A 19394-nucleotide genomic window follows, 5' to 3' on the forward strand; every position below is an offset into this window, starting at 1 on the left:
CTGCGCGCAAAGACAGTGTAAGTATTTGTGCGCACAGTGTGACTTGGGTATGAAGGACAAAATATAAATGAACAAGCCCCTGCGGAATGCGCTGGCCTACCACGCCACGCGACAACCCGGCAAAATCGCCATCCACGTTACAAGAGCCGGGTCAGACCTTGATTTGAAACACCGGATTTGAAACATCGGAACAGACGGAGAAAATACCGTTTCTCGCATCCTCTTGTAATCGACCTTATTTGCTCTCGCCAATGGCGCTGCAATATTTCGCAACCTCGTCCATCAACCAATCTTTGAAAGTAATCAAGCCGGCCATATCGCTTTTTGCCTTTGGATAGCACAGATGGAAACCCCGCTTGGATTCTATGGACAGGTCAAAAGGCGTCACCAACCGGCCCAATTCCAAGGCCTGTTCCAACAGGCAGCGCGGCAGAATGGCAACCCCAAGTCCCGCAACGGTCGCTTCGATCAAAATGCTGACATAATCAAATTCGCGCCCGAGCGCCGGTTCCTCGTCAGCCAGTCCCACCTCTTTGAACCACGCCGACCAAATGCCGGGCGCACTCCTATGGCAAAGCAATTGCTGGCTCAAAAGGTCGCGCGGCGTCTTAAGCCCAAGCGCCGTCTTGGGACTACAGACAAGGATATTTTGTCGGCCGATTACATAATCGCAACAGACCAGCGGGATATCCAAGGGTTTTGCCGAAATTACCACATCCGGGGTCTGGTCTGAAAAGTCGCATCCATCGTAGTTGTAATGGACAAAACGCAAAGTGATATCCGGATGTAGCGCTTCATATCGATAAAGCCTTGGCACCAGCCAATTGCTGAAAAAAGTAGGCGCGACGGATAAGGTCAATTCTTTTGTGCGCGATGCCATACGCAATTGGCTAGAAACACTCTCGATCACGTTCAGTGCGGGACCGACCTTATCCAGAAACGCCTTGCCTGTTTCGGTCAGTTCGGTCCGACGATTCCCGCGCACCAATAACGGGCAACCGAAATGATCTTCCAGGCGCGTAATGGCTCGGCTGACTGCACCTTGCGTCACGCTGAGTTCATTGGCTGCGAGCGTTACGCTACCTAACCGGGCTACGGTGGCCAGTGCATGCAGTTCTGTGATCGGAGGAGAGTGTAGCCGCATTATGATTGTTGGGAATGGCTTGCCGACAATAGGTCGCTTTTCTTTCCCCACCCCTAAGACAATAATTAAACCAATCGCTGCATACGCCAACAAGGCTGTGAATAAAAGCGAACTTTACTAAGACAAAATAGTACACGAAAAGTGCTGCCTTGGGAAAAAACGGAGGAGTGAAAAATCATGAAGAACCTGCAGAAAAAACAAGAAAAAAAATGTTTGACACATAAAATCACAATTGGCTTTTGGCGCAGCAAATTGCGTTTGATGAAATTACTGGCATGCACATGGGGCTTGGGGCTGGCCGCATTCTCGAGCGTAGCTTACGCCGAGATCGGCGTAAGCGATTCTCAAATTCTGTTGGGTCAATCTGCAGACCTGAACGTTAACGGCCTGACCGGTCAAGCGATTACTTTTCGCGATGGCGCGCTACTCTATTTTGACAGCGTCAATCAGGCGAGCGGCATTTACGGCCGCAAGATCAAGTTGATTTCCTTAGACGACAATAACAAAAGTCTAGTGCAGTCTGCGGAAAATACCAGGAAATTGATCCATGACGAAAAAGTATTCGCATTGACGCATTACACGGATACGGCACCCTCAATGCAGGCAATGATCATGGCGGAAAAGGCCAATGTCCCCTTTTTTTCTCCAAACGTCGGCGCCGAAGAATTCTACGCGTACAGGAAAAATGTATTCACCTTCCGTGCAAGTTTCAAAGATGAGTTAAGAAGAATTATCCGTCATTTGGCGACGCTAAAAATCGATCGTATCGCGATAGTTTATAACGACTTGAATTCCGGCAAAGTATTACTTGCCCAAGCCAACGAGTTGCTAGCCGTTGAAAATCTCAAATTGGTGTCGCAAGGCATGATGAAATTTAATTCCAACGATCCGACTGATGCAGTACGGGCAGTGGCGAAGGGAGCACCGAAGGCGATTATCATCGGCGTTTCCGGCAAGGATGCCGCTGCGTTTGTGCATAAGATGAAGCAGCAACCGGGCATACCACCTATCTTCTATGCGCGCAGTATTATCAATCCCAAAACGCTGTTCAAGGAACTGGGTACAGAGTCCTACGGTATCGCTGTTACGCAAATAGCGCCAAATCCGTTCAATCCAATCACGTTGATCGCGAAAGAATATCGCACGCGTTTGGCTGAAAAAAATACGGCGTTGGCAGCGGAAGGAAAACCGCAAATCAAGCCGGAATATAGCGGATTCGAGGGTTTTATTTCGGCCAAGATTTTGGTGGAGGGAATGCGGCGAGCGGGCAAGACGCTAACGCGTGAACGCCTGATTGATGCGATCGAGTCGATCCATGAGTGGGATTTAGGAGGCTATATCGTCGGCTTTTCCAAGAAAAATCACAACGGATCCGGATTCGCCGATATCACCATGATCGGATCCAATGGCCGGACTGTCGATTGATCGTAACTTGGGATTGATTCTGACGCCCGCGCAATGTAGAAGGCGCCCGATCGTATCTGGCCGTACCCTGTCCCGTTTCTCGCCAAAAAATCACAGCATGAATTGGATCAAGATTACATTTCCGGAATAGGGAAATAAATCAACATTAGCACCGTTGACACGAATATGAATTGATTCGTGTCTCATTTTAAATGAGCACTTTCCGCCATACGGCATAATTTTCCAAAAAAAGGGAGTAGTTTTATGAATAAGAAGTTGATAGCCATTGCGATTGGCGCTGCATTTTTCATCGAGCACAGTGCTGTCTCGCTGGCTGCGGAAGAAGCAGCCAACAAATATACTACTGTAAATGTTGCGGGAACCGATATCACACTGAGCGGACGTATTGATGTTAGTGAGGATTTGGCACGAGTCGGGCCGGCGCGCACCACGCATTCGATCGTTGACAATACTTCTCGCCTCGGTCTCACCGGCATTAAAGATATTGGCGACGGATTGAAGACCCAGTTTGGTTTGGAATACGGCCTTAATGTGGATCAGGGGACTTATCTTGGTACTTCTACATCCACAACAACGGCCAATACTGCACAGTTTCGCTCTGCTTACGGCGCTTTGCTCGGAGGTTTCGGCGCGCTGGCTGTAGGGCGCTTGGATTCGTCCAATCCGACCGGTTCCCCGTTATATTCTCAAGTCACGTCAAGCATCACTTTCGCCGCTCATGATGGAGGTTCTACCGCCATCGGTACTTCAGTGCTGAACGCACGCAACCGTACCTCCAACTCAATTGGCTATATGACGCCGAAATTCGGTGGCGCTTTCAGTATCCGTGCACGCTATTACACTTCCGGACCGGAAAATACTTACAATGCCGGCACGATCGGCGGCGTCGCTACCGAAGGTGACTACAAACAATTCGACCTCGGTTTCAACTACAACAAGGGGCCATTAAACGCCGGTATCGGTTATGGCAGTGATTCAAAGCGGGGCGGCTTGTTGGCGAATAACTTCAATCACAAATGGCAACTTGTCGGCTCCTACGATTTCCGTGTAGTGAAGCCATACGCTTTCTTCGGCAGAGATACATTTGACCTGACTACCGCCGCTACCCGTAGCTCTGTAAACTACTGGCTCGTTGGTGTTGACGTTCCGTTTGCCGGTTCGCATAAAATTGTTGGTAATTACATGCAGCGTGACGTCCAAAGCGATAAGAATGGCAAGTTCAAGAAAGCACAAGTCGCCTATCAGTATTTCTTGAACAAGGATGACATCAAGCCAAGTTTTCTGTACGTTTCCGTTGACGTACAAGACCCTAACTCCAATGTGGCAAACGACACACAAAAAGTGTTGAGTCTCGGCTACCAACTCAATTTCTGATAACGGTATTGAACTAACGCCGCAGAAACAGCCTTTATCGGATCTGCGTTAGTGGCTGGCGAATCGGCATCCGCTTTGATTTTGGGTATGAAGCATACGTTTTGATCATCATTGTTAACCTCCGACGGTTAAGTAGTTATGCTGAAATGTGTTTCCTGCCCATCGCACAAATACCCTCGGGTATTTGTGCGATGGGCAGGAGCAGTTTGCCATTGAGCTTGCCCGCAAAAAACGTATCCCTTACTGAGGGTTTAAAATTCAGTTAAGGAGAGAAGCATGTCACAAAACAAACGAGCACGCTATACGCAGGAATTCAAGATTGAAGCGGTCAGGTTGGTGCGAGGCGGGTAAAGCATTGCTGCAGTCGCTCAAACACTCGGGATAGCCGATCAAACCTTACACAATTGGGTCAAGGCGGATGAGCAAGGCAAGCTTGCAGTAGCGTCAGCCAAGCCTGTCAGTGCCGAGCAAATGGAAATTAGCCGACTACGTGCCGAACTGGCGCGGGTCAGGATGGAGCGAGATATCCTAAAAAAAGCTACCTAAACTTTAGTCTGGTTCATAAAAGCGGCAAACCAGCATATCATCAGTGCACCAGACACCCATGTCAACGACCAAGACTTGATTTGCGTTTTACCCGCGTTCTGCATGTTCTATCTGTGCAACCTGGGGCATTCGCTATTGGCCAGACTACTTGACTCTTGTTGATGACTGGTAACGCTGGTTATGAAACACTGCATTTATTTCATGACGGCTGGCTAAAGGTCACTCGAACAAATCTTCAACTTGGTTTTGTTAGGTGGGGGGCGATTTTCCCAGCTTTACTTTCTTCCATCGGGGGTGATATGTCCATATTGTCAAAGTTTTTACTTTCCGCGTTGTTGGCTTCAGCAGGAGCTGCCCAGGCGCAAGCCGTGCTCAGTCCGGCAGAAATTGAAGGCATTACCGGTCTCAAGGGCATCAAAGAGGTTCCACGTGACCCTGGCAAAGGGGCGGGTGGTGCGTTCAATTATGCAGACAGCACAGGCAAGCTGGTCTTGCTGGTGATGAAAGAACCGATGTCGACCCTGAAAACCTGGAAGGACCGTTACAAGAAATGCGAGCCGGCGCCAGAACTGGGGCCTGACGGCTGTGTGGCAAAGTCTGATCCGCCATTTGGCTTCATGCTTGGCTATGCTTTCTTTTCAAAAAACAATCAGGCTATCTGGCTGCAACAGATGGGGAACAAGCCAGACGATGTCCGCAAGCCCAATATAGAAAGGCCGGAGCTGATCAAGCTGGCGAATCTGGCATATAAGAATATCAAGTAAGCTGACTCAGGGCGGCGCGGTAAAAAGCGACTCCCTGCGTGAATCTGAGTGCTGCCCGTTATGCCTATAGCGTATGCCGACCATATCGCTTAACTGATCGTGACAAACACCATGCTCTCTTTAATAAAACAAACCGTACCATGGGCAGTCCTGGCGCTTGTCGGTTCGCCATACGCCCAGGCAGGCGATAAATTCCCTGTGCAAGCGGACTTTGTCCTTTCTTGTCAAAATCCGGTAAAGAAAGGCGATACCGCACAGAGTCTGATGAAGCGCTACCAGGGGAACGCCATGCTGCAAGAGACAGAGGGCGCAGAAGGCAGCAGACAAAAAATACTGGTTCTTTACCCGCATAATATGGACTTGCCCTACAGGGCGGAGGTGTTCTTTAATGACGACGCAATGACCAGCCTTGCTTCTGTCCGTATCAATATAGAAAAAAGCCAATGGACCTACCAGGGCTTGAAAATCCTGGACCCCATTCAAGCAGTAGAAAAACAAAACGGCAAGCCGCTTACCCTGTTTGGTTTTGGCTGGGATTATGGCGGTCATGTCACCAGTTTCAATGGAGGTGCTTTTTCAAAGCCATCCGGAGATTGCGCCCCGCATTTTCGCTTCCAGATACGCTCCGGTAAAAGTCTTCCCAAGACAATTTCGGGTGAACAAAAAATCAAATCCAGCTTGCCCGAATTATTTCAGGCACAAGCTTATCTGAGTGAGATATCGCTGGATTTTGTTGATTCCAAATAGTCGTAACAATGCGGCGCAGCCTGTTCGATAACGGCCCGTGTTATGTCTTATCTGACTTGCATAAATCCATACGAGTGCCTGGCTACAAATCCACCGCTGTTCAGGCAGGTATTGTATTTGTTGGACATGGTGACGTCTGCACACATGCCACATCTTGCACACGCCTGGGTGAGATCAGTTGGCAGCTTTGACCTGCTCTACTGGACCATAACAGCAAGTACGGTCAGTCCATGCTTTATCAGTATTTATTTTCCTAGCACATTACCTGCCCAAGATGGCCTCTATTTGGTAACAGAGTTACCAATCTTCCTCAACGCGCGTCAGGCACATGATGGCGGCGTCTCTCTAGAAGACTGTGATACTCGTCTTTGTTGCGCAAAACTGCTGTTACCGAATAAAACAGATGCTTACAAAATAACAATAAAATTGCCATACAATTAATTGCACAAAAATAAATACGTGCATTTTGTAAACACTTTTATTTCTCAATGGATTGCCTATGACCCGATTATTACACCGCCTTAAAACGAGTCTCTTTTGTTGCATGCTCCCTCTGCTCGCAGGGAGTGCGTATGCTGATCAAAAAGGAGAAATCTACACATCCAACAATGCCCCTTACCCCAGCCTGACCGCCTTTCAATTGAAGGGCCTGCAACCTGACCTGTGGCCTAACCAGGATGAAATCACCGGCAACAACACCAAGCGTGTCGTGGTGAATCTCGCGTGGTGGGAATGGGAACCCGAGCGATTGGTTGTTGCTGGTAATCAGTCTTGTCCAGCTGGCTATGAAAAATATGATGGCCACTGTTTCAAGATTAATGCTGTCAGGGACGATGACCTGCGTGGGTATTCCGACAGGGGTGTCGCCGTCACCGCCCTGGTGTATGGTGCGCCGGCCAGTTGGGCCATTTCACCCAGCTGCAAAGCGCCTGCAGACAAGAGAAATTTTTGTGCTCCGGTCAATCCAGACGATTTCGCCCGCTTTGCCGGCATGGTGGCGCGTCGCTACAATGGCTTGAATGGACATGGTAGGGCAGTAGACTTTGTAATCCACAATGAAGTCAACGCGCAAGAGTGGTTTGATACGGCGTGTTCCCCTGATTGTTCCGGCGGAGCTGCCAACCTGTGGGTGCAGACTTATGCGTCCAATTACAATAAAGCTTATGACATCATCAAACGTGAACAGAGCGCAGCAAAGGTATTGATACCGCTGACACATGATTTCTCAAAGTCGCTGGATAATTTTTATGCAGGACAGGGGCCTATCGTTTTGTCGACCCAGTCATTCATGGAAAAATTTGTTCCTTTGATAGGTGGACGCCAATTCCGCCTGGCCTACCACTCTTATCCCAAAGATTTGTTCAGCCCTACTTTTGGCGCAGACGATTTACCCTATGTCACTTTCGGGAATATCGGCGTCCTGGCTGGATGGCTGCGCAAGACATATCCTGATAAACCGTATGCCTGGGAAATCCAGCTGACTGAGAATGGCGTCAACTCTTCCCAGACCCAAGAGGCGCAGTCAAAGGGCGTATGCGACAGCTTCCGCAATGTACTGGGTACGCCAGGAATAGAGAGTTACATCTATCACAGGCTGCGTGACCAGAAAGATGAAGGCGGTCTGGCAACAGGGTTGCGTGATAATGCCGGTAATCCAAGGCTGGCATGGGCAACCTGGGCGCTGGCCAATCGCAATGATCTCAATCCGCCGCAATTGAGCTGCGGTTTTGAAAACCTGCCTTATGTAAAATTGACGCGCAGCCTGGTACCAGCACGTGGGCATTGGGCTTCGACACGTATCGCTCCAAGCGGTTCGCTCGGTCCGACAATAAGTGAGGCTTCCTGGAAGATATTGCGTGACGCCGCACCAAACACCAGAATGATCTATGAATGCCAGGTAGGTGCAAACGGGCAGAGCCACAATCTGCTGTCACCGGATGTGAATTGTGAAGGCTTGCAGACGCTGGGGCCGGTCGGTTATTTTTACACTACACCCAATGCCGCACCGGGGCTTGTCCCACTGTATCGGTGCAGAGTAGGGCAGGGTACGGATCATTTCATCAGCCCGGCTGCGAACTGCGAAGGCACGGTCACGGAAAGCCTGCTTGGCTATGTAAAATCCATGTGATTTTAATGGTTAACTTGTAAGTAAAGCGGGGGAATATCCCCCCGCTTCAGCGGCATTGCAAACCTCATGGTGTCATCGTTTCAATCAATCCAAATCAATGCTAAGTCGCCGCAGAAAGCGGATAGATTTACCTACCTTTTGTTTTGTCCATCCGGTGATTTTTTCCTGAGCTTTTCCACTGGCACGCTAATCGCGTGGTTTGCAGATGTGCCGTTTTCATGCGCAGGTCGCAGCCTGCTTCAGGCCTGAATGAAATCGACTGTAACTGATGGAGTGTTACAGTCCACCAGTATGAAAAAATGACTATCTGAGGGGAATCTTTGCTGTTTCGACCAGAGGAGAGAGCAAGTAACAAAACGAATTTGATCCTGCTGTAATGATCTGTCCCCTGTCGTTGATGGCGACGGCATTTGTGAGGGAAATGCCAGCGGGCAAGCTAACCAGGGTATTGATATCCCGCATGTTTGCGCCATTGGCTTCGGTCACAAAGGCATACAATTCTTTGCCGCCAGCCGCGCTCCAACCGACGACCTGGCCTTGCTTATTGATGCTGTTTGCCTGGCTATCGGCATCTTTGCGGAGAGCACCTAAATCAATCAAACTCTTTCCATCAGGGGCGGTGATAAAGGCATGTTTATAAGACTCTTTATTCTCTGCCTGTCCAACAATCTGCCCCTTATCATTGATCCCATAAGCGTCGCTTTGGGTTTTATCGCCGGCCAGGACGCTGATGTTTTTTATCGCCAGGGTGTCGGATGCCAGAGAGGCGGCATTGGCATAAAGAACATTCGCAGCCGGGATGCGAGCGTCGACATAGATTGTTCCTGCTATCACGCCATTATCATTGATACTGCTTGCGCGGAAAAACTGTGGCAACTCATGCTTGCCTTTGCCGTCAGGGCCTGTGATGTAGGATTTACTGGGAGATCCACCAACGGACATGCTGAAAAAAACCTGTCCTTTGGCGTTGATGCCTTTGGCTTCACTCTCTGCTCCTGGTTCATTGTCCAGTTCACGCATGTTCTTGCCATCGGGGCCGGTAATAAACGCCCGAGAACGCCAGCTATCATTTTTTTCTGCACTGCCTGCCACCTGCCCGCTTTCATTGACAGCATGTGCCCGGCTTGTATTGCCGCCCAGGGTGCCCAGATCAGTGATGCCTGCACCATTAGGCCCGGTAATGAAAGCGCGATTGCGTTCCTTTTTGTCATAGGACACACCGACCACTTGTCCCTTACTATTCATGCCACTGGCAAAGCAACTCTTGCCACCCAGTGTGCCAATATCCCGGACGCGGTACTTGATTTGCTTCCCGGACTGGTCTTGCGATGAAGTAGTCTGCGTATCTGAGGGGGACATGACATCCAGATATCGCTGCGCATCCACATTGCCGCTTTTTGCAGCCTGACGAAACCAGTTGACGGCCTCAAGGTCATTTTTGGCAATGTTCTGGCCTTGATAGTACATTGCACCCAATAACCAGTACGCATCCACATTGCCTTGTGCCGCTGCCTTTTTAAACCAGGATGCCGCCTTTTCACCATCTACCGGGACACCTGCACCAAGGACATGCATCATGCCCAGCGAAAGCTGGGCAATCGTATCGCCATTTTCTGCCAGCCTGGTATAACCTGACAGTGCAGTGGCGTAATCCCCTTTGGCAAAGGCCGCTTTTGCCTGCTCTATACTTTGTGCACTGGCGGCAGTTGCCGACAGCGTCATTGCCAGGATGATGATCCAAGGGAGTTGTTTCATTTTTTGATGTAATAGATATAAAGTACTGGCTGGATTGATAACCACTATTTCCTTGTCAGGAAGCAGGTAAGCACATCGCTGTGTGAAGCATCGCCAATCTTACCCCGCCAGGTATGCTCTGGCAAATCGCCAGGGTAAGCGTGACAGCGCGTGTCGTACCCCCATCGTGTCCCCATGTGCCCCCATATCGTCGTACTACAATGATTGTAAAAGCATGAGCAGGATACGCCACGTGCTGCGCCCCCTTGCGCGGCAAAATAAGTTTGCTCAAATGGCTACCGTGACAGCCGGGCGCATGGTGATGAAACCCAATGCCTTGTGTCCTGCGATGACGCCATCTGCTGCCAAAAACCTCCCACAATTTTCAAAATAGTAATACACTCCTGCCTTTGATACGCAGCTCTTTTATCGGACGGGATGGCAGTGGTAATGAACAGTTTTTCGTCTTTTCATTATCGGTATGATCTGCAAAATGCACCATGCCGTACATAAACCACTTTGAGGAATCGGATGATCAAAGTCACACAACTGCAATTTGATTATGGGCGCAAGCGCGTCTATGACGATTTTTCGCTGACGCTGGACAAGCCGGGTGTGTATGGTTTGTTTGGCCGTAATGGCAGCGGCAAGTCGACGTTGCTGAAGATCTTGTCGGGCCTGCTGTTTCCGCATGGCGGCCAGGTGGAGGTGCTGGGTTATAAACCGGCGGCGCGCCAGCCTGCCTTTCTGGAACAGGTCTATGTCGTGCCGGAAGAATTCCATCTGCCCGACATCAGCCTGGCGGTGCTGCATAAAACCCAGGCGCCGTTTTATCCGCGCTTCTCTGGCAGTGATTTTTTAAAGTATGCCGATATTTTTGAAATCCCGCGCGACAAAGGTTTTGCAGCGATGAGTCTGGGGCAAAAAAAGAAGGCCGTGATCGCCTTCGCCCTTGCCACGCACACACCTGTGCTGCTGATGGATGAGCCGACCAATGGCCTTGACATTATCGGGCGTGCGCAATTCAAGACCATCCTCGGTGGCAAGGAACATGCCGACCGCAGCGTCATCATCAGCACCCACCAGGCGCATGATCTGGAAAGCCTGATGAGCCATGTACTCTTCGTTGACGATGCCCGGCTGGCACTCTCTGCCAGCATGGACACCCTGCAAAGGGCATTGCATCTGGGTGTGGCTGATAAGCAGGCTGATATTGCAGGCAGTATCTATCAAGAGGCGTACGGCCATCAATGGGCCTATGTGGCACGTAATAACGGGGGCGAGCCAGGTGCGGTCAATCTTGAACTGCTGTACAAGGCGCTGAGTATCAACAAACAAGGCGTACTCGACGCCGTGGCGAACTGCCAGCATCCTGCGAAGGAATTGCAATGACAGATTTTTTTGACATGGAACGCTTTGGCCGCCTGCTGCGCGCGCACTGGGCCGAGAGCTGGCGCGAATACGCCTGGTTTGCCGGTGTGCTGGTGGTACTGGATCTGATTGCCATGCTGCTTTCTTTCAGCCTCGATTACCGGAGTGCATTTTCGCAATTCCAGTACCAGGGGCAGATGGGATGGTATATGTCGGGCCTGGCGGTGTCGGCCATTATCTTTGCGGGCCGCTATTTCAAATACCTGCTCAATCCCGGCGCCAGCCTGATCGCATTGATGCGCCCTGCATCGGTATTTGAAAAATGGTTGATGGCTTTTCTGGTGATCAGTATTTTTTACCCGCTGGCTTATACCCTGCTGTATGTGATATTGAATTATCCTGCTGTCCTGCTTGCCAAGGCCCTGGCTGCACAAGTACCGGTCTGCCAGTATTGCACCGTTGACTTTCATTTTTATTTTCCTTTCCTGACGGAGGATGTTTCAGAAGCCGGCGTACGTAATGCAGCGCGTATCATGAGGTTACAGCTGTTTTTCTTCCTGCTGCTGTCATGCGGGCAGGCACTCATCGCAGGCGGCACGGCTTTCTTCAAACGTTCGCCCGTATTGCGCACCGTGCTTGGCAGCTTTCTGCTGTTTATTATCTCAAGCTGGATAGGCAATACACCGCAGGCAGGCATATTTGCCCCGTACTATGGTAAAGAGATCATCGTCTACAGCCCCATGGAATACGGTCTTTCCATCGGTATGTGGCTGGGCTTGCCTTTGCTGCTGTGGGCGGCGCTCTTCTTTCACATCAAGGAAAGGGAAGTCGCATGATGTCCCGTCATTTTTCCAAAGTCGGTGTCTGGCTTTTCATGGCGGCTTTTGCCTGGTATATGGGGGGCAATTTCCTGCTCGGCAATCTCAAGAAAGAACAGATTGCTGAGGCAGAAGGCAAACACGTCAAAGAGCAGCATGCCGATCTGGGCAGCAATAAACAGGTCGTGATACATGCCCCGGACAACAATTATTACGCAGACCGCATTACCCTGGTTTTTGACCCCGCCACGACACAGGCATCGATCCATAATGAAAACCTGCGGCTGGCAGCCAGCACACAACTTGTTGACGGCGTTTTTCATATCAACATGAGCAAGGTAAATATGCCGGAATACCACCACCGGACCGGCCAGACAGAAATCCGTCTGCCTGCGTCCGTGAACAAAGTGAGTCTTGCCGGCATTCGTGATCTTGAAATTTCTGGCCGCCTGCCGGCGCCGGAAGCTGAGTTGACACTGGAAGATACGGACTGTACTTCACAGGTGAAGATGAAGCAGTTGTCCGTCAATCGCCTTAAACTGGTGGCCGTTTGTCAGGCTCCGCCCAAAAAAGAAGAGTGCTGCGCAAGCAACTTCAATCTGCTTGAGCAAATCCAGGTAGGCACACTGGACGTTGCCATGCGTTACGGCAGTCTGGAATTTTCTGGTCAAACTGCTCCACGGCAAACCCTGCTGAACGTCAGTGACAACGTGCAGATCACAGGGCGGCGCGGTTTTTTGCAATCACTGCGTTTCAATAATGGTTCGCCATAGCAGAACCTGAGCAAAACCTGAGCAGAGCTGATCACGGAGCAGGGCGCATGACGATGCGCCCTGCTTACCGGTGATTACCTCATCATGCGACAGCAGCAGTCTTACCTGCCCTCATTCAAAAAAAACAGCCAGTCTGCCTGGTAATCCGTATTCCTGATCCCCTGCCCATGGTAAGGGTTATTACCCGCCGCATTGCCCGACAGGGACTTGCTGAAGACCCGTACATGGTCAACTGGTATCTTCAGACTGATGTAGGACGCTGCCAGCAGGTCTGCCGTCGCCTCCTGCGCATGGTAGCCGCCAAACCATTTGTCCATGGGTGTGACGCTGCTCATGGCTATCCATGGGGCCAGCTGGCGCCTGCCGTCTTTCAGGTAAAAATCCCATGGGCTGGAAAACAATATCACCCTGGCGACCAAAGTCCGTTTGGCGATCAGGGCCGCCATGCCCGCCCCCTGTGACTGCCCGGCCAGGCTCAGGCGTGACCAGTCAATGTCGCCCTCACGCAAATACTGCTTCCATTGCTGTTGCGGGTACTGCCTGTCGAGGTAATTGAGCAGGCTCAGCAACCTGGCCGATATGGATTCTTCTGCGTTGTTCCTGATGGAGGCATCAGGCAGCACGGGCTTGCCGTCAATGCGCATCAGCCTGAAGTTTTCTGAACAGGCCAGGTCAGGCCGCCTGGGGCAATACACGGCAATCGATGGCTCATCGTTATAGGCGAGTGAAATCACACGGTAACCAGCCTGCATGGCCGTCTCCAGAAACCGCATCGGCCCCGGCGGCTTGCCACCCGTGCCCGGCATGAAGACCAGCAAGGCTTGTTGATCACTTTGACGGGCAACATCAAAGCCGACCCAGTGCTCATCATCATATTGCCGTATGGTGGCATTGGTGGCAGATGGTTTGATGCAGGCTGCAAAGCGTTCGGCAGTGGCTGCGCAATAGGTTTTGCCGTCAGCGGCAAGGGCGGACGGGCCGGGTGAGATGGACAGCACCAGCCATGCTGATAGCAACAGGTTTTTCATGTCAGGGATCTGATGACTAAAAATAACACTATACAATTTTCATGCTGTGCTCTTGTATCATATTGATATACTGATGGGCACTAAAAATAAAGTATCTGTTACATCTGCACCGAACTGTCGTCAGCAATGAATAACTTATTTGTAGAAAGAGAATGATTTAATGAAGAAAGTACTTTTTCTCAGTATCCTGCTTGTCGGTTGCCAGTCAGTGTCACCAGTGACGCCAGTTGGTAAAGACACTTATATGGTCGGAGCAAATTCTCGTGGCGGATTTACTTCTGACGCAGAAGTAACGGCATTGAGCCTGAAACGTGCAACAGAGTGGTGCGAAGGATTGGGCAAGCAGATGGAGCTGGTCAACTCGACGAATTCTGGAACCCAGGGATGGACTCCTCAACAATCACAGGTTACTTTTAGATGCGTACCGAAATAAATTTTTTCGATGGTTAAAAGGCTTGCAGGGTAAAGCATGTGAGCATGCTGCATCTGTGATCATTTCAGGCCCGCCATTCTGAGCTGTGCCAGGTACCCATGTACTGCATTGATGCATGCCGAAGATGCTGATCCAGCAACCGGGAGTGCCCTACTGCCCGGTGTGCTGGACGACTGTGATAGCCCGTTATTCTCTCGGTATCAGGTGAAACGACGCAAAATACGCAGCTACCTTGGGCGAGTATTCTTCGCTCTTGGGGCCGGTGATTTCGACCACATACACCGTCTTGCCGACCAGATAGAAGTTCACCATGTGCAGCAAGTCATGATCAAGCAGGCGCAGGCTGCGGCCTGCGTAGCCGTCCAGTTGCAGCGGTCTTTCATCGATACTGGTGCTGTCATAACCTTCGCTCATATCGTTGCGTAATTCATCCAGCGCTTCGGATATATTGGCGGGGCGCTCTGGCAAGTCATAGTGGCTGACCCCATACAGCAATTTGCCGGATTGCAGGCTATAGCTGTGGCCATCGTTGATGTCGGCATATTGTCCGCTGTCCGCTTTGGGGGCACCGGGCATGCTGATGCTGAAACGACGGTCGGGCGAGGTGAATTCTGCAATCGGCAATTCTTTCGGCGGCCTGCTGGCTTTGGTAATGGCCACATAACCAATGATCGACGCAAAGGCCGCAAAGATAATCACATTGCGCAAATCATGGTTGGAATCCGGTATCGCCTCAGGCGCACCCAGATAGCCGACGGTATATCCCTCATCCTTCAATCTTGCCCTGGCATGGTGATTCAAGATCAGCAACGTGATCAGGTTGATGATGGGGATAAAGGCCAGCACCAGCACAATTATCTTGGTCACTGTCGACCAGCCAAAGCCCTTGGCCATGCGGATCATGCCATAAATGCTCATACACCCCACCAACACCGCCAGGAACAGCGCCAGCACCAACTGCGTGCGGTCAGTCAGCCCGACAAGCCTGGTCCACAGGCCCAGGCCGATATTGCAGATAATTGCCAGACGCATCAGTCTTTGCCCGCTGGCGATATTGCCGACGGCCTTGTCCTGATCCGTTTCAATGACTGTATTGCTCGCCACGCTGGGCCGCGCAACCCGCGACATCTGCCCGCCATCCTTGCCTGCGCCGGATGAACGCATCGCGTCGGTCATCAGCGCATCGGTATTGATGATGTCGCTGCGGCTGATCATCCAGTTGTAGATGGCGCGCTGCTGCGCAAAGACAGACGCCCTGGCCTGTATCGTGATCGCGATCAGCATGCTGTCCGTACGCAGGCACAGCACCAACATGTGGCTGGTTTCGCTCTCACCAGGTTCTGCACCCTGGTATTCCATGGCAATACCCTGGATACGGCTACCCCAGCTTTCGCCTTTGAGAACAATCGGCGACCCGGTCTTGCTCATGTGGGGTTTTTCTTTTTCAAAAATCGGCAGGCGCATGGCGACCCATTTTTCAATGGGGACATCAGCGCGGGCAAACCCGGTCGCTTCCAGCCGGCTGCCAGTGGCCGGGTCAACCAGTATCAGCGAACGCGAATTTTTTTCTTCGCGCCAGGCAGCTGGCACATACAACTCCAGCCCCAGCTGCGTATTGACGATCTGCCTGGGCTTCAACTGCGCGATGTCATGGCCCGTTAATTCACGCTGGCTCGACGGAACAAAGGCGACCGGTTTGCTGGTTGCTGGCGATTCGTCCCACTCTTCCAGGCGCAGACCGCCGGATGCAGCAGACGGGTTGGCGGACATCGGTGTCATGGCTTTATATGTCATGGCGGTAAATAATGGTCAGTGTCTGCGCAGGCAAACAATGTAAATAGGGTAGGGGGAAAATCGGCCAACAAGGACGGTCGCGACGACAGATTGTCGCAGCATGCCGATAGCAAAGCGGGGATTAGACCACCCATACTGCAATTGTGTCAAATCGTTTCAGTGCTATCCAATGTGATGAAATTGCTGTATGGAAATTTAAGCAGGCAAGGGCAAAGCCAATGCCGCTGCCAGATCAGCAATAGTACAATGCAGCCTCCGATGACCACAGACGCCAGGGTATGCCAGCAAAGATACGCTCTACAATAACAATAGTCCTGATACTGGCACTGTCGGCAGCAGCGAATGTGCCCACCCTGGCAGAAATCGGCGCACAAGACAAGCTGGGCCTGCCTGCCGTGTCACAAGCAGATGATGCTGCCAAAAGCACCCTCGGCCAGCAACTGTTCTTTGACAAAAAACTCAGCCGCGACAACACCATCAGCTGCGCCAGCTGTCACCAGCCAGAACATGCCTTCAGCGACGCACGCAAGCTTGCCCAGGGCATCAACGGGCAGGCTGGCACCCGCAACACCCCCAGCCTCATCAATGCCGTCTTCAACCAGAGCCAGTTCTGGGACGGCCGCCGCAGCACGCTTGAATCCCAGGCGGCAGACCCCTTCCTCAACGCCCGTGAACACGGCCTGCCCGATGCCGCAGCCCTGCTGGCCAAATTACGCCACGACCCCGCCTATCGCCTGCCTGTACAAAAAGCTTATGGCATCGCCCCCAATGCATTACAGCTCCAGCACATCACCGGCGCACTGGCCAGTTTCGAGCGCACCCTGGTCGCTGGCAACTCAGCCTTTGACCGTTACTACTACAAAAACGAAAAAACCAGTCTCACACCCGCAGCGCAGCGTGGCCTGCAACTGTTCACCGGCAGCGCCCAATGCGCCACCTGTCACAAGATAGACAAAAACGACGCCCTGTTCACCGACAACCAGTTTCATGGCCTGGGGGTCGGGTTCAAAAAAATAGAAGCCCGGCTGCCACAACTCACCCAACGCCTGGTGCGCGCACAAGAACAGAACAACAGCCTCGACCAGGCCGTACTCAGTGAGGAAGACATCGCCGAACTGGGCCGCTTTGCCGTCACCCTCAACCCCGCAGACATCGGCAAATTCCGCACCCCCAGCCTGCGCAACGTCGCCCTGACCGCACCTTACATGCACGACGGCAGCGTCGCCACACTGGCAGAAGCCGTCGAACTCGAAATCTACTACCGCAGCGCCGAATCACAAAAACCGCTCATCCTCACCCCGCTGGAAAAAGCCGACCTCGTTGAATTTTTAAAAGCCCTGACCAGCCCGACAGCGCAAAAAAGCCCCATCCAGAATCAAAACCAGTAGGGCGATAGACCGTGATCCCCTCCCTTTCAAGGGGATGTCGTCGGGGTGTCACAGAGCATGCTTTGTGCCGACAGAATCTAAGCCGCTTGCAAGCGGCGCAGCGGACGGTTAGGGAGGGGATTGGTTTTGGTCGATCAACGTAGTGACACGAAAATCCATTCCCTCCATGCCAACCATGCCCAACATTCCCGCCGCATCACTTGAACGCTGATGCAGCAAAACTCTCCCTGAAAAAATCCGCATTCATGACAAATCAATGACAAAACACATACTGGAAACAAAATAGTTTGAGAAAACAAAAGTAAAAATAAATATCTGAAATTGCCTTTTTTGAATTGTTAATGTGTACAATGCAAAACTTTAACATTAATGAACTATTTCCCGTTGGAAAGCCTCCTGTGCCAGGGGCAGACACGGCAATAGCAAGCGATGCAAAGGGATGGCAATGCAGCACAGGTTTGGCTTCACACATGAACATGCATGCTTGCTGGCTGCCATGTTCGCACTCGGTTTTTTCCTTGTCGCTGCCGTAAAAAAAGCATACCGCAAGCCCGTACTGCTGGCGCTCATCCTCACCTGCAACCTGTCCACCCCGGCCTTTGCCGCCGATGTGCAGTATGTGTATGACAAACTGGGGCGGCTGGTGAACGTGGTATCACCCGACGGCAGCAGTGTGGTGTATACCTACGATGCCGTTGGCAACATCAAGGGCATACAAAAGAATGCCAGCACCGCATTGTCGATCGCCGAGTTCTCACCCTCCAGCGGCAGCGCCGGTACCGTAGTCACAATTTCTGGCAGCGGTTTTGATGCCGTTGCGGCAAACAATATCGTCAAGTTCAACGGCAAACCCGCAACAGTGACAGCTGCTACAGCAAACAGCCTGACAGCAAGCGCACCTGCAGATGTCAGCACAGGCAAGATCACCATCAGCAACGCCAACGGCACAGCCACCAGCAGCAATGACTTCGTCGTGGGCGCAGCTGCTGCGCCGACCATCACCGGCTTTACCCCCAATATGGGCAGCAGCGGCACTGTCGTTACGGTCAGCGGTGCGAATTACCAGCCAGTCAAAACCGATAACAAGGTCAGCTTTGGCAACAGCTTTGCCGCCGTGTCATCCGTGACTGCCAGCAGTTTGCAGACCTCACCGCCTGCTTCGCCGGTGTCGGGCAAGATCAGCATATCAACACCTTATGGCCAGGCGATCAGCGCTACAGATTTTTATGGCCTGCCAGCAGGCACCAGCGCGGCGGATATTGGTTATGCAGGTCGCCTCAGCGTCAGCGCCCCGTCAACCAAGGTCTCGACCACCGTCGCCGGTAAAAAAATCGTGCTGCTGTTTGAAGGAACAGGCCAGCAATACCTGTCCCTGCTCTCGGTTGGCGGCACATTTGCCAGCAGTCTTAGCGCCTCAGTATACCGGCCCGATGGCCTGGTCCTGGCCACCGGCACCTTGGGTAATCTGACCAATTACGATATGCCAAAGTTGCCGATCAGCGGCACCTACACCATCCTGCTGACGCCAGGTTCCAGCGACAAGGGCGACCTGAACCTTTCCGTCATGCCAGCCGCCACCCTGAACATGGATGCAGCAACCTCCGTCAGTGTTACTGCAGGCCAGATGCAGCGCTACACCTTTACAGCAGTAGCAGGCAAGGCCTACGGCTTTGGCCTGACTGGCCTGACGTTTACCGGCACAGGTTCAGGTGCAAAAAATGTCACCATCTATCTTGAAAAAGGCGACGGGACAGCGCTTTACAATACAACATTCACCGCTGATGGCAGTTGCGATTTTTATGTTCCGCAATGGTTCTCAGAAAGCGGTACCTACGTCATCCGCTTTGTGACAAGTTCCACGTATACCGCCAGTTTCAATGGCTGGCTGTCAAAAGACATTGAGGCTGGCAACCTGGTGCCCGGTGCT

General features: G+C 51.8%; 15 protein-coding genes and 1 pseudogene. 12 read left to right on the forward strand and 4 right to left on the reverse strand.

All coding sequences use genetic code 11. The features are described 5' to 3' along the window. Positions 1-235: 235 nt before the first annotated feature. Positions 236-1237, reverse strand: a complete 1002-nt coding sequence (locus LZ463_RS15705) for a LysR substrate-binding domain-containing protein (protein WP_241456760.1) — start codon at positions 1235-1237, stop codon at positions 236-238. Positions 1238-1321: 84 nt separating this feature from the next. On the opposite strand from LZ463_RS15705, the gene LZ463_RS15710 reads away from it, so the two are divergent. The 6 genes and pseudogenes from LZ463_RS15710 to LZ463_RS15735 all read left to right on the forward strand — a co-directional run bounded on the left by LZ463_RS15710 (position 1322) and on the right by LZ463_RS15735 (position 8128). Next, positions 1322-2569 carry an ABC transporter substrate-binding protein gene (locus tag LZ463_RS15710; protein WP_241456761.1) on the forward strand — a complete coding sequence of 416 codons (1248 nt, stop codon included), beginning with the start codon at positions 1322-1324 and terminating at the stop codon, positions 2567-2569. Positions 2570-2812: 243 nt separating this feature from the next. Further along, the gene (locus LZ463_RS15715; RefSeq protein WP_241456762.1) at positions 2813-3943 is read left to right on the forward strand and encodes a porin; all 1131 of its coding nucleotides are present in this window, start codon (positions 2813-2815) and stop codon (positions 3941-3943) included. A 276-nt stretch (positions 3944-4219) separates the two neighbouring features. Beyond that, positions 4220-4483, forward strand: a pseudogene (locus LZ463_RS15720) (transposase); the annotation flags it as partial. 305 nt (positions 4484-4788) lie between these two features. After that, positions 4789-5253, forward strand: coding sequence for a hypothetical protein (locus LZ463_RS15725; protein WP_241456763.1), 465 nt, complete (start codon positions 4789-4791; stop codon positions 5251-5253). A gap of 111 nt (positions 5254-5364) precedes the next feature. Then, a complete protein-coding gene (locus tag LZ463_RS15730; RefSeq protein ID WP_241456764.1) occupies positions 5365-6000 on the forward strand; it encodes a hypothetical protein in 636 nt (211 codons plus the stop codon). Positions 6001-6544: 544 nt separating this feature from the next. Then, complete coding sequence (locus LZ463_RS15735; protein WP_241456765.1) at positions 6545-8128, forward strand: DUF5722 domain-containing protein; 1584 nt, start codon at positions 6545-6547, stop codon at positions 8126-8128. 303 nt (positions 8129-8431) lie between these two features. On the opposite strand, the gene LZ463_RS15740 is transcribed toward LZ463_RS15735, so the two are convergent. Then, positions 8432-9883 carry a hypothetical protein gene (locus LZ463_RS15740; RefSeq protein ID WP_241456766.1) on the reverse strand — a complete coding sequence of 484 codons (1452 nt, stop codon included), beginning with the start codon at positions 9881-9883 and terminating at the stop codon, positions 8432-8434. Between the two features lie 510 nt (positions 9884-10393). Between LZ463_RS15740 and LZ463_RS15745 the strand changes: the two genes are divergently transcribed. The 3 genes from LZ463_RS15745 to LZ463_RS15755 are packed head-to-tail and all read left to right on the forward strand — an operon-like array spanning position 10394 to position 12824. Continuing rightward, entirely contained in the window at positions 10394-11254 is an 861-nt protein-coding gene (locus tag LZ463_RS15745) for an ATP-binding cassette domain-containing protein (protein WP_241456767.1), read from the forward strand. Further along, positions 11251-12069, forward strand: a complete 819-nt coding sequence (locus tag LZ463_RS15750; protein ID WP_241456768.1) for a hypothetical protein — start codon at positions 11251-11253, stop codon at positions 12067-12069. The genes LZ463_RS15745 and LZ463_RS15750 overlap by 4 nt, the downstream gene beginning before the upstream one ends. Further along, positions 12066-12824 (forward strand): hypothetical protein, encoded by a 759-nt coding sequence (locus LZ463_RS15755; RefSeq protein ID WP_241456769.1) that lies wholly within the window; start codon positions 12066-12068, stop codon positions 12822-12824. Before LZ463_RS15750 ends, LZ463_RS15755 begins: the two co-directional genes overlap by 4 nt. A 101-nt stretch (positions 12825-12925) precedes the next feature. Here LZ463_RS15755 and LZ463_RS15760 read toward each other — a convergent pair whose 3' ends face one another. Next, positions 12926-13852: a BPSS1187 family protein gene (locus LZ463_RS15760; protein WP_241456770.1), complete on the reverse strand. Its 927-nt coding sequence runs from the start codon at positions 13850-13852 to the stop codon at positions 12926-12928. Between the two features lie 160 nt (positions 13853-14012). Between LZ463_RS15760 and LZ463_RS15765 the strand changes: the two genes are divergently transcribed. Continuing rightward, positions 14013-14285, forward strand: a complete 273-nt coding sequence (locus tag LZ463_RS15765; RefSeq protein WP_241456771.1) for a hypothetical protein — start codon at positions 14013-14015, stop codon at positions 14283-14285. Positions 14286-14471: 186 nt separating this feature from the next. Here the strand turns inward: LZ463_RS15765 and LZ463_RS15770 are convergent, their stop codons facing one another. Beyond that, complete coding sequence (locus LZ463_RS15770) at positions 14472-16064, reverse strand: hypothetical protein (RefSeq protein ID WP_241456772.1); 1593 nt, start codon at positions 16062-16064, stop codon at positions 14472-14474. 293 nt (positions 16065-16357) lie between these two features. On the opposite strand from LZ463_RS15770, the gene LZ463_RS15775 reads away from it, so the two are divergent. Together LZ463_RS15775 and LZ463_RS15780 are read left to right on the forward strand one after the other, a co-directional pair. Next, positions 16358-17467, forward strand: a complete 1110-nt coding sequence (locus LZ463_RS15775) for a cytochrome-c peroxidase (RefSeq protein ID WP_241456773.1) — start codon at positions 16358-16360, stop codon at positions 17465-17467. A 445-nt stretch (positions 17468-17912) separates the two neighbouring features. Continuing rightward, positions 17913-19394, forward strand: a 1482-nt coding sequence (locus LZ463_RS15780) for an IPT/TIG domain-containing protein (protein WP_241456774.1), incomplete at its 3' end; no start/stop codon positions are given.

It is taken from the genome of Undibacterium paludis, from assembly GCF_022568815.1.
Lineage (GTDB): Bacteria > Pseudomonadota > Gammaproteobacteria > Burkholderiales > Burkholderiaceae_D > Undibacterium.

Excerpts from the sequence above, each read along its gene's own strand:
- LZ463_RS15725 (WP_241456763.1), top strand. The coding sequence starts at position 4,789 with ATGTCCATATTGTCAAAGTTTTTACTTTCCGCGTTGTTGGCTTCAGCA.
- LZ463_RS15745 (WP_241456767.1), top strand. The coding sequence starts at position 10,394 with ATGATCAAAGTCACACAACTGCAATTTGATTATGGGCGCAAGCGCGTC.
- LZ463_RS15755 (WP_241456769.1), top strand. The coding sequence starts at position 12,066 with ATGATGTCCCGTCATTTTTCCAAAGTCGGTGTCTGGCTTTTCATGGCG.
- LZ463_RS15735 (WP_241456765.1), top strand. The coding sequence starts at position 6,545 with ATGCTCCCTCTGCTCGCAGGGAGTGCGTATGCTGATCAAAAAGGAGAA.
- LZ463_RS15710 (WP_241456761.1), top strand. The coding sequence starts at position 1,322 with ATGAAGAACCTGCAGAAAAAACAAGAAAAAAAATGTTTGACACATAAA.
- LZ463_RS15750 (WP_241456768.1), top strand. The coding sequence starts at position 11,251 with ATGACAGATTTTTTTGACATGGAACGCTTTGGCCGCCTGCTGCGCGCG.
- LZ463_RS15715 (WP_241456762.1), top strand. The coding sequence starts at position 2,813 with ATGAATAAGAAGTTGATAGCCATTGCGATTGGCGCTGCATTTTTCATC.
- LZ463_RS15775 (WP_241456773.1), top strand. The coding sequence starts at position 16,358 with ATGCCAGCAAAGATACGCTCTACAATAACAATAGTCCTGATACTGGCA.
- LZ463_RS15730 (WP_241456764.1), top strand. The coding sequence starts at position 5,365 with ATGCTCTCTTTAATAAAACAAACCGTACCATGGGCAGTCCTGGCGCTT.
- LZ463_RS15770 (WP_241456772.1), bottom strand. The coding sequence starts at position 16,064 with ATGACACCGATGTCCGCCAACCCGTCTGCTGCATCCGGCGGTCTGCGC.
- LZ463_RS15740 (WP_241456766.1), bottom strand. The coding sequence starts at position 9,883 with ATGAAACAACTCCCTTGGATCATCATCCTGGCAATGACGCTGTCGGCA.
- LZ463_RS15760 (WP_241456770.1), bottom strand. The coding sequence starts at position 13,852 with ATGAAAAACCTGTTGCTATCAGCATGGCTGGTGCTGTCCATCTCACCC.
- LZ463_RS15765 (WP_241456771.1), top strand. The coding sequence starts at position 14,013 with ATGAAGAAAGTACTTTTTCTCAGTATCCTGCTTGTCGGTTGCCAGTCA.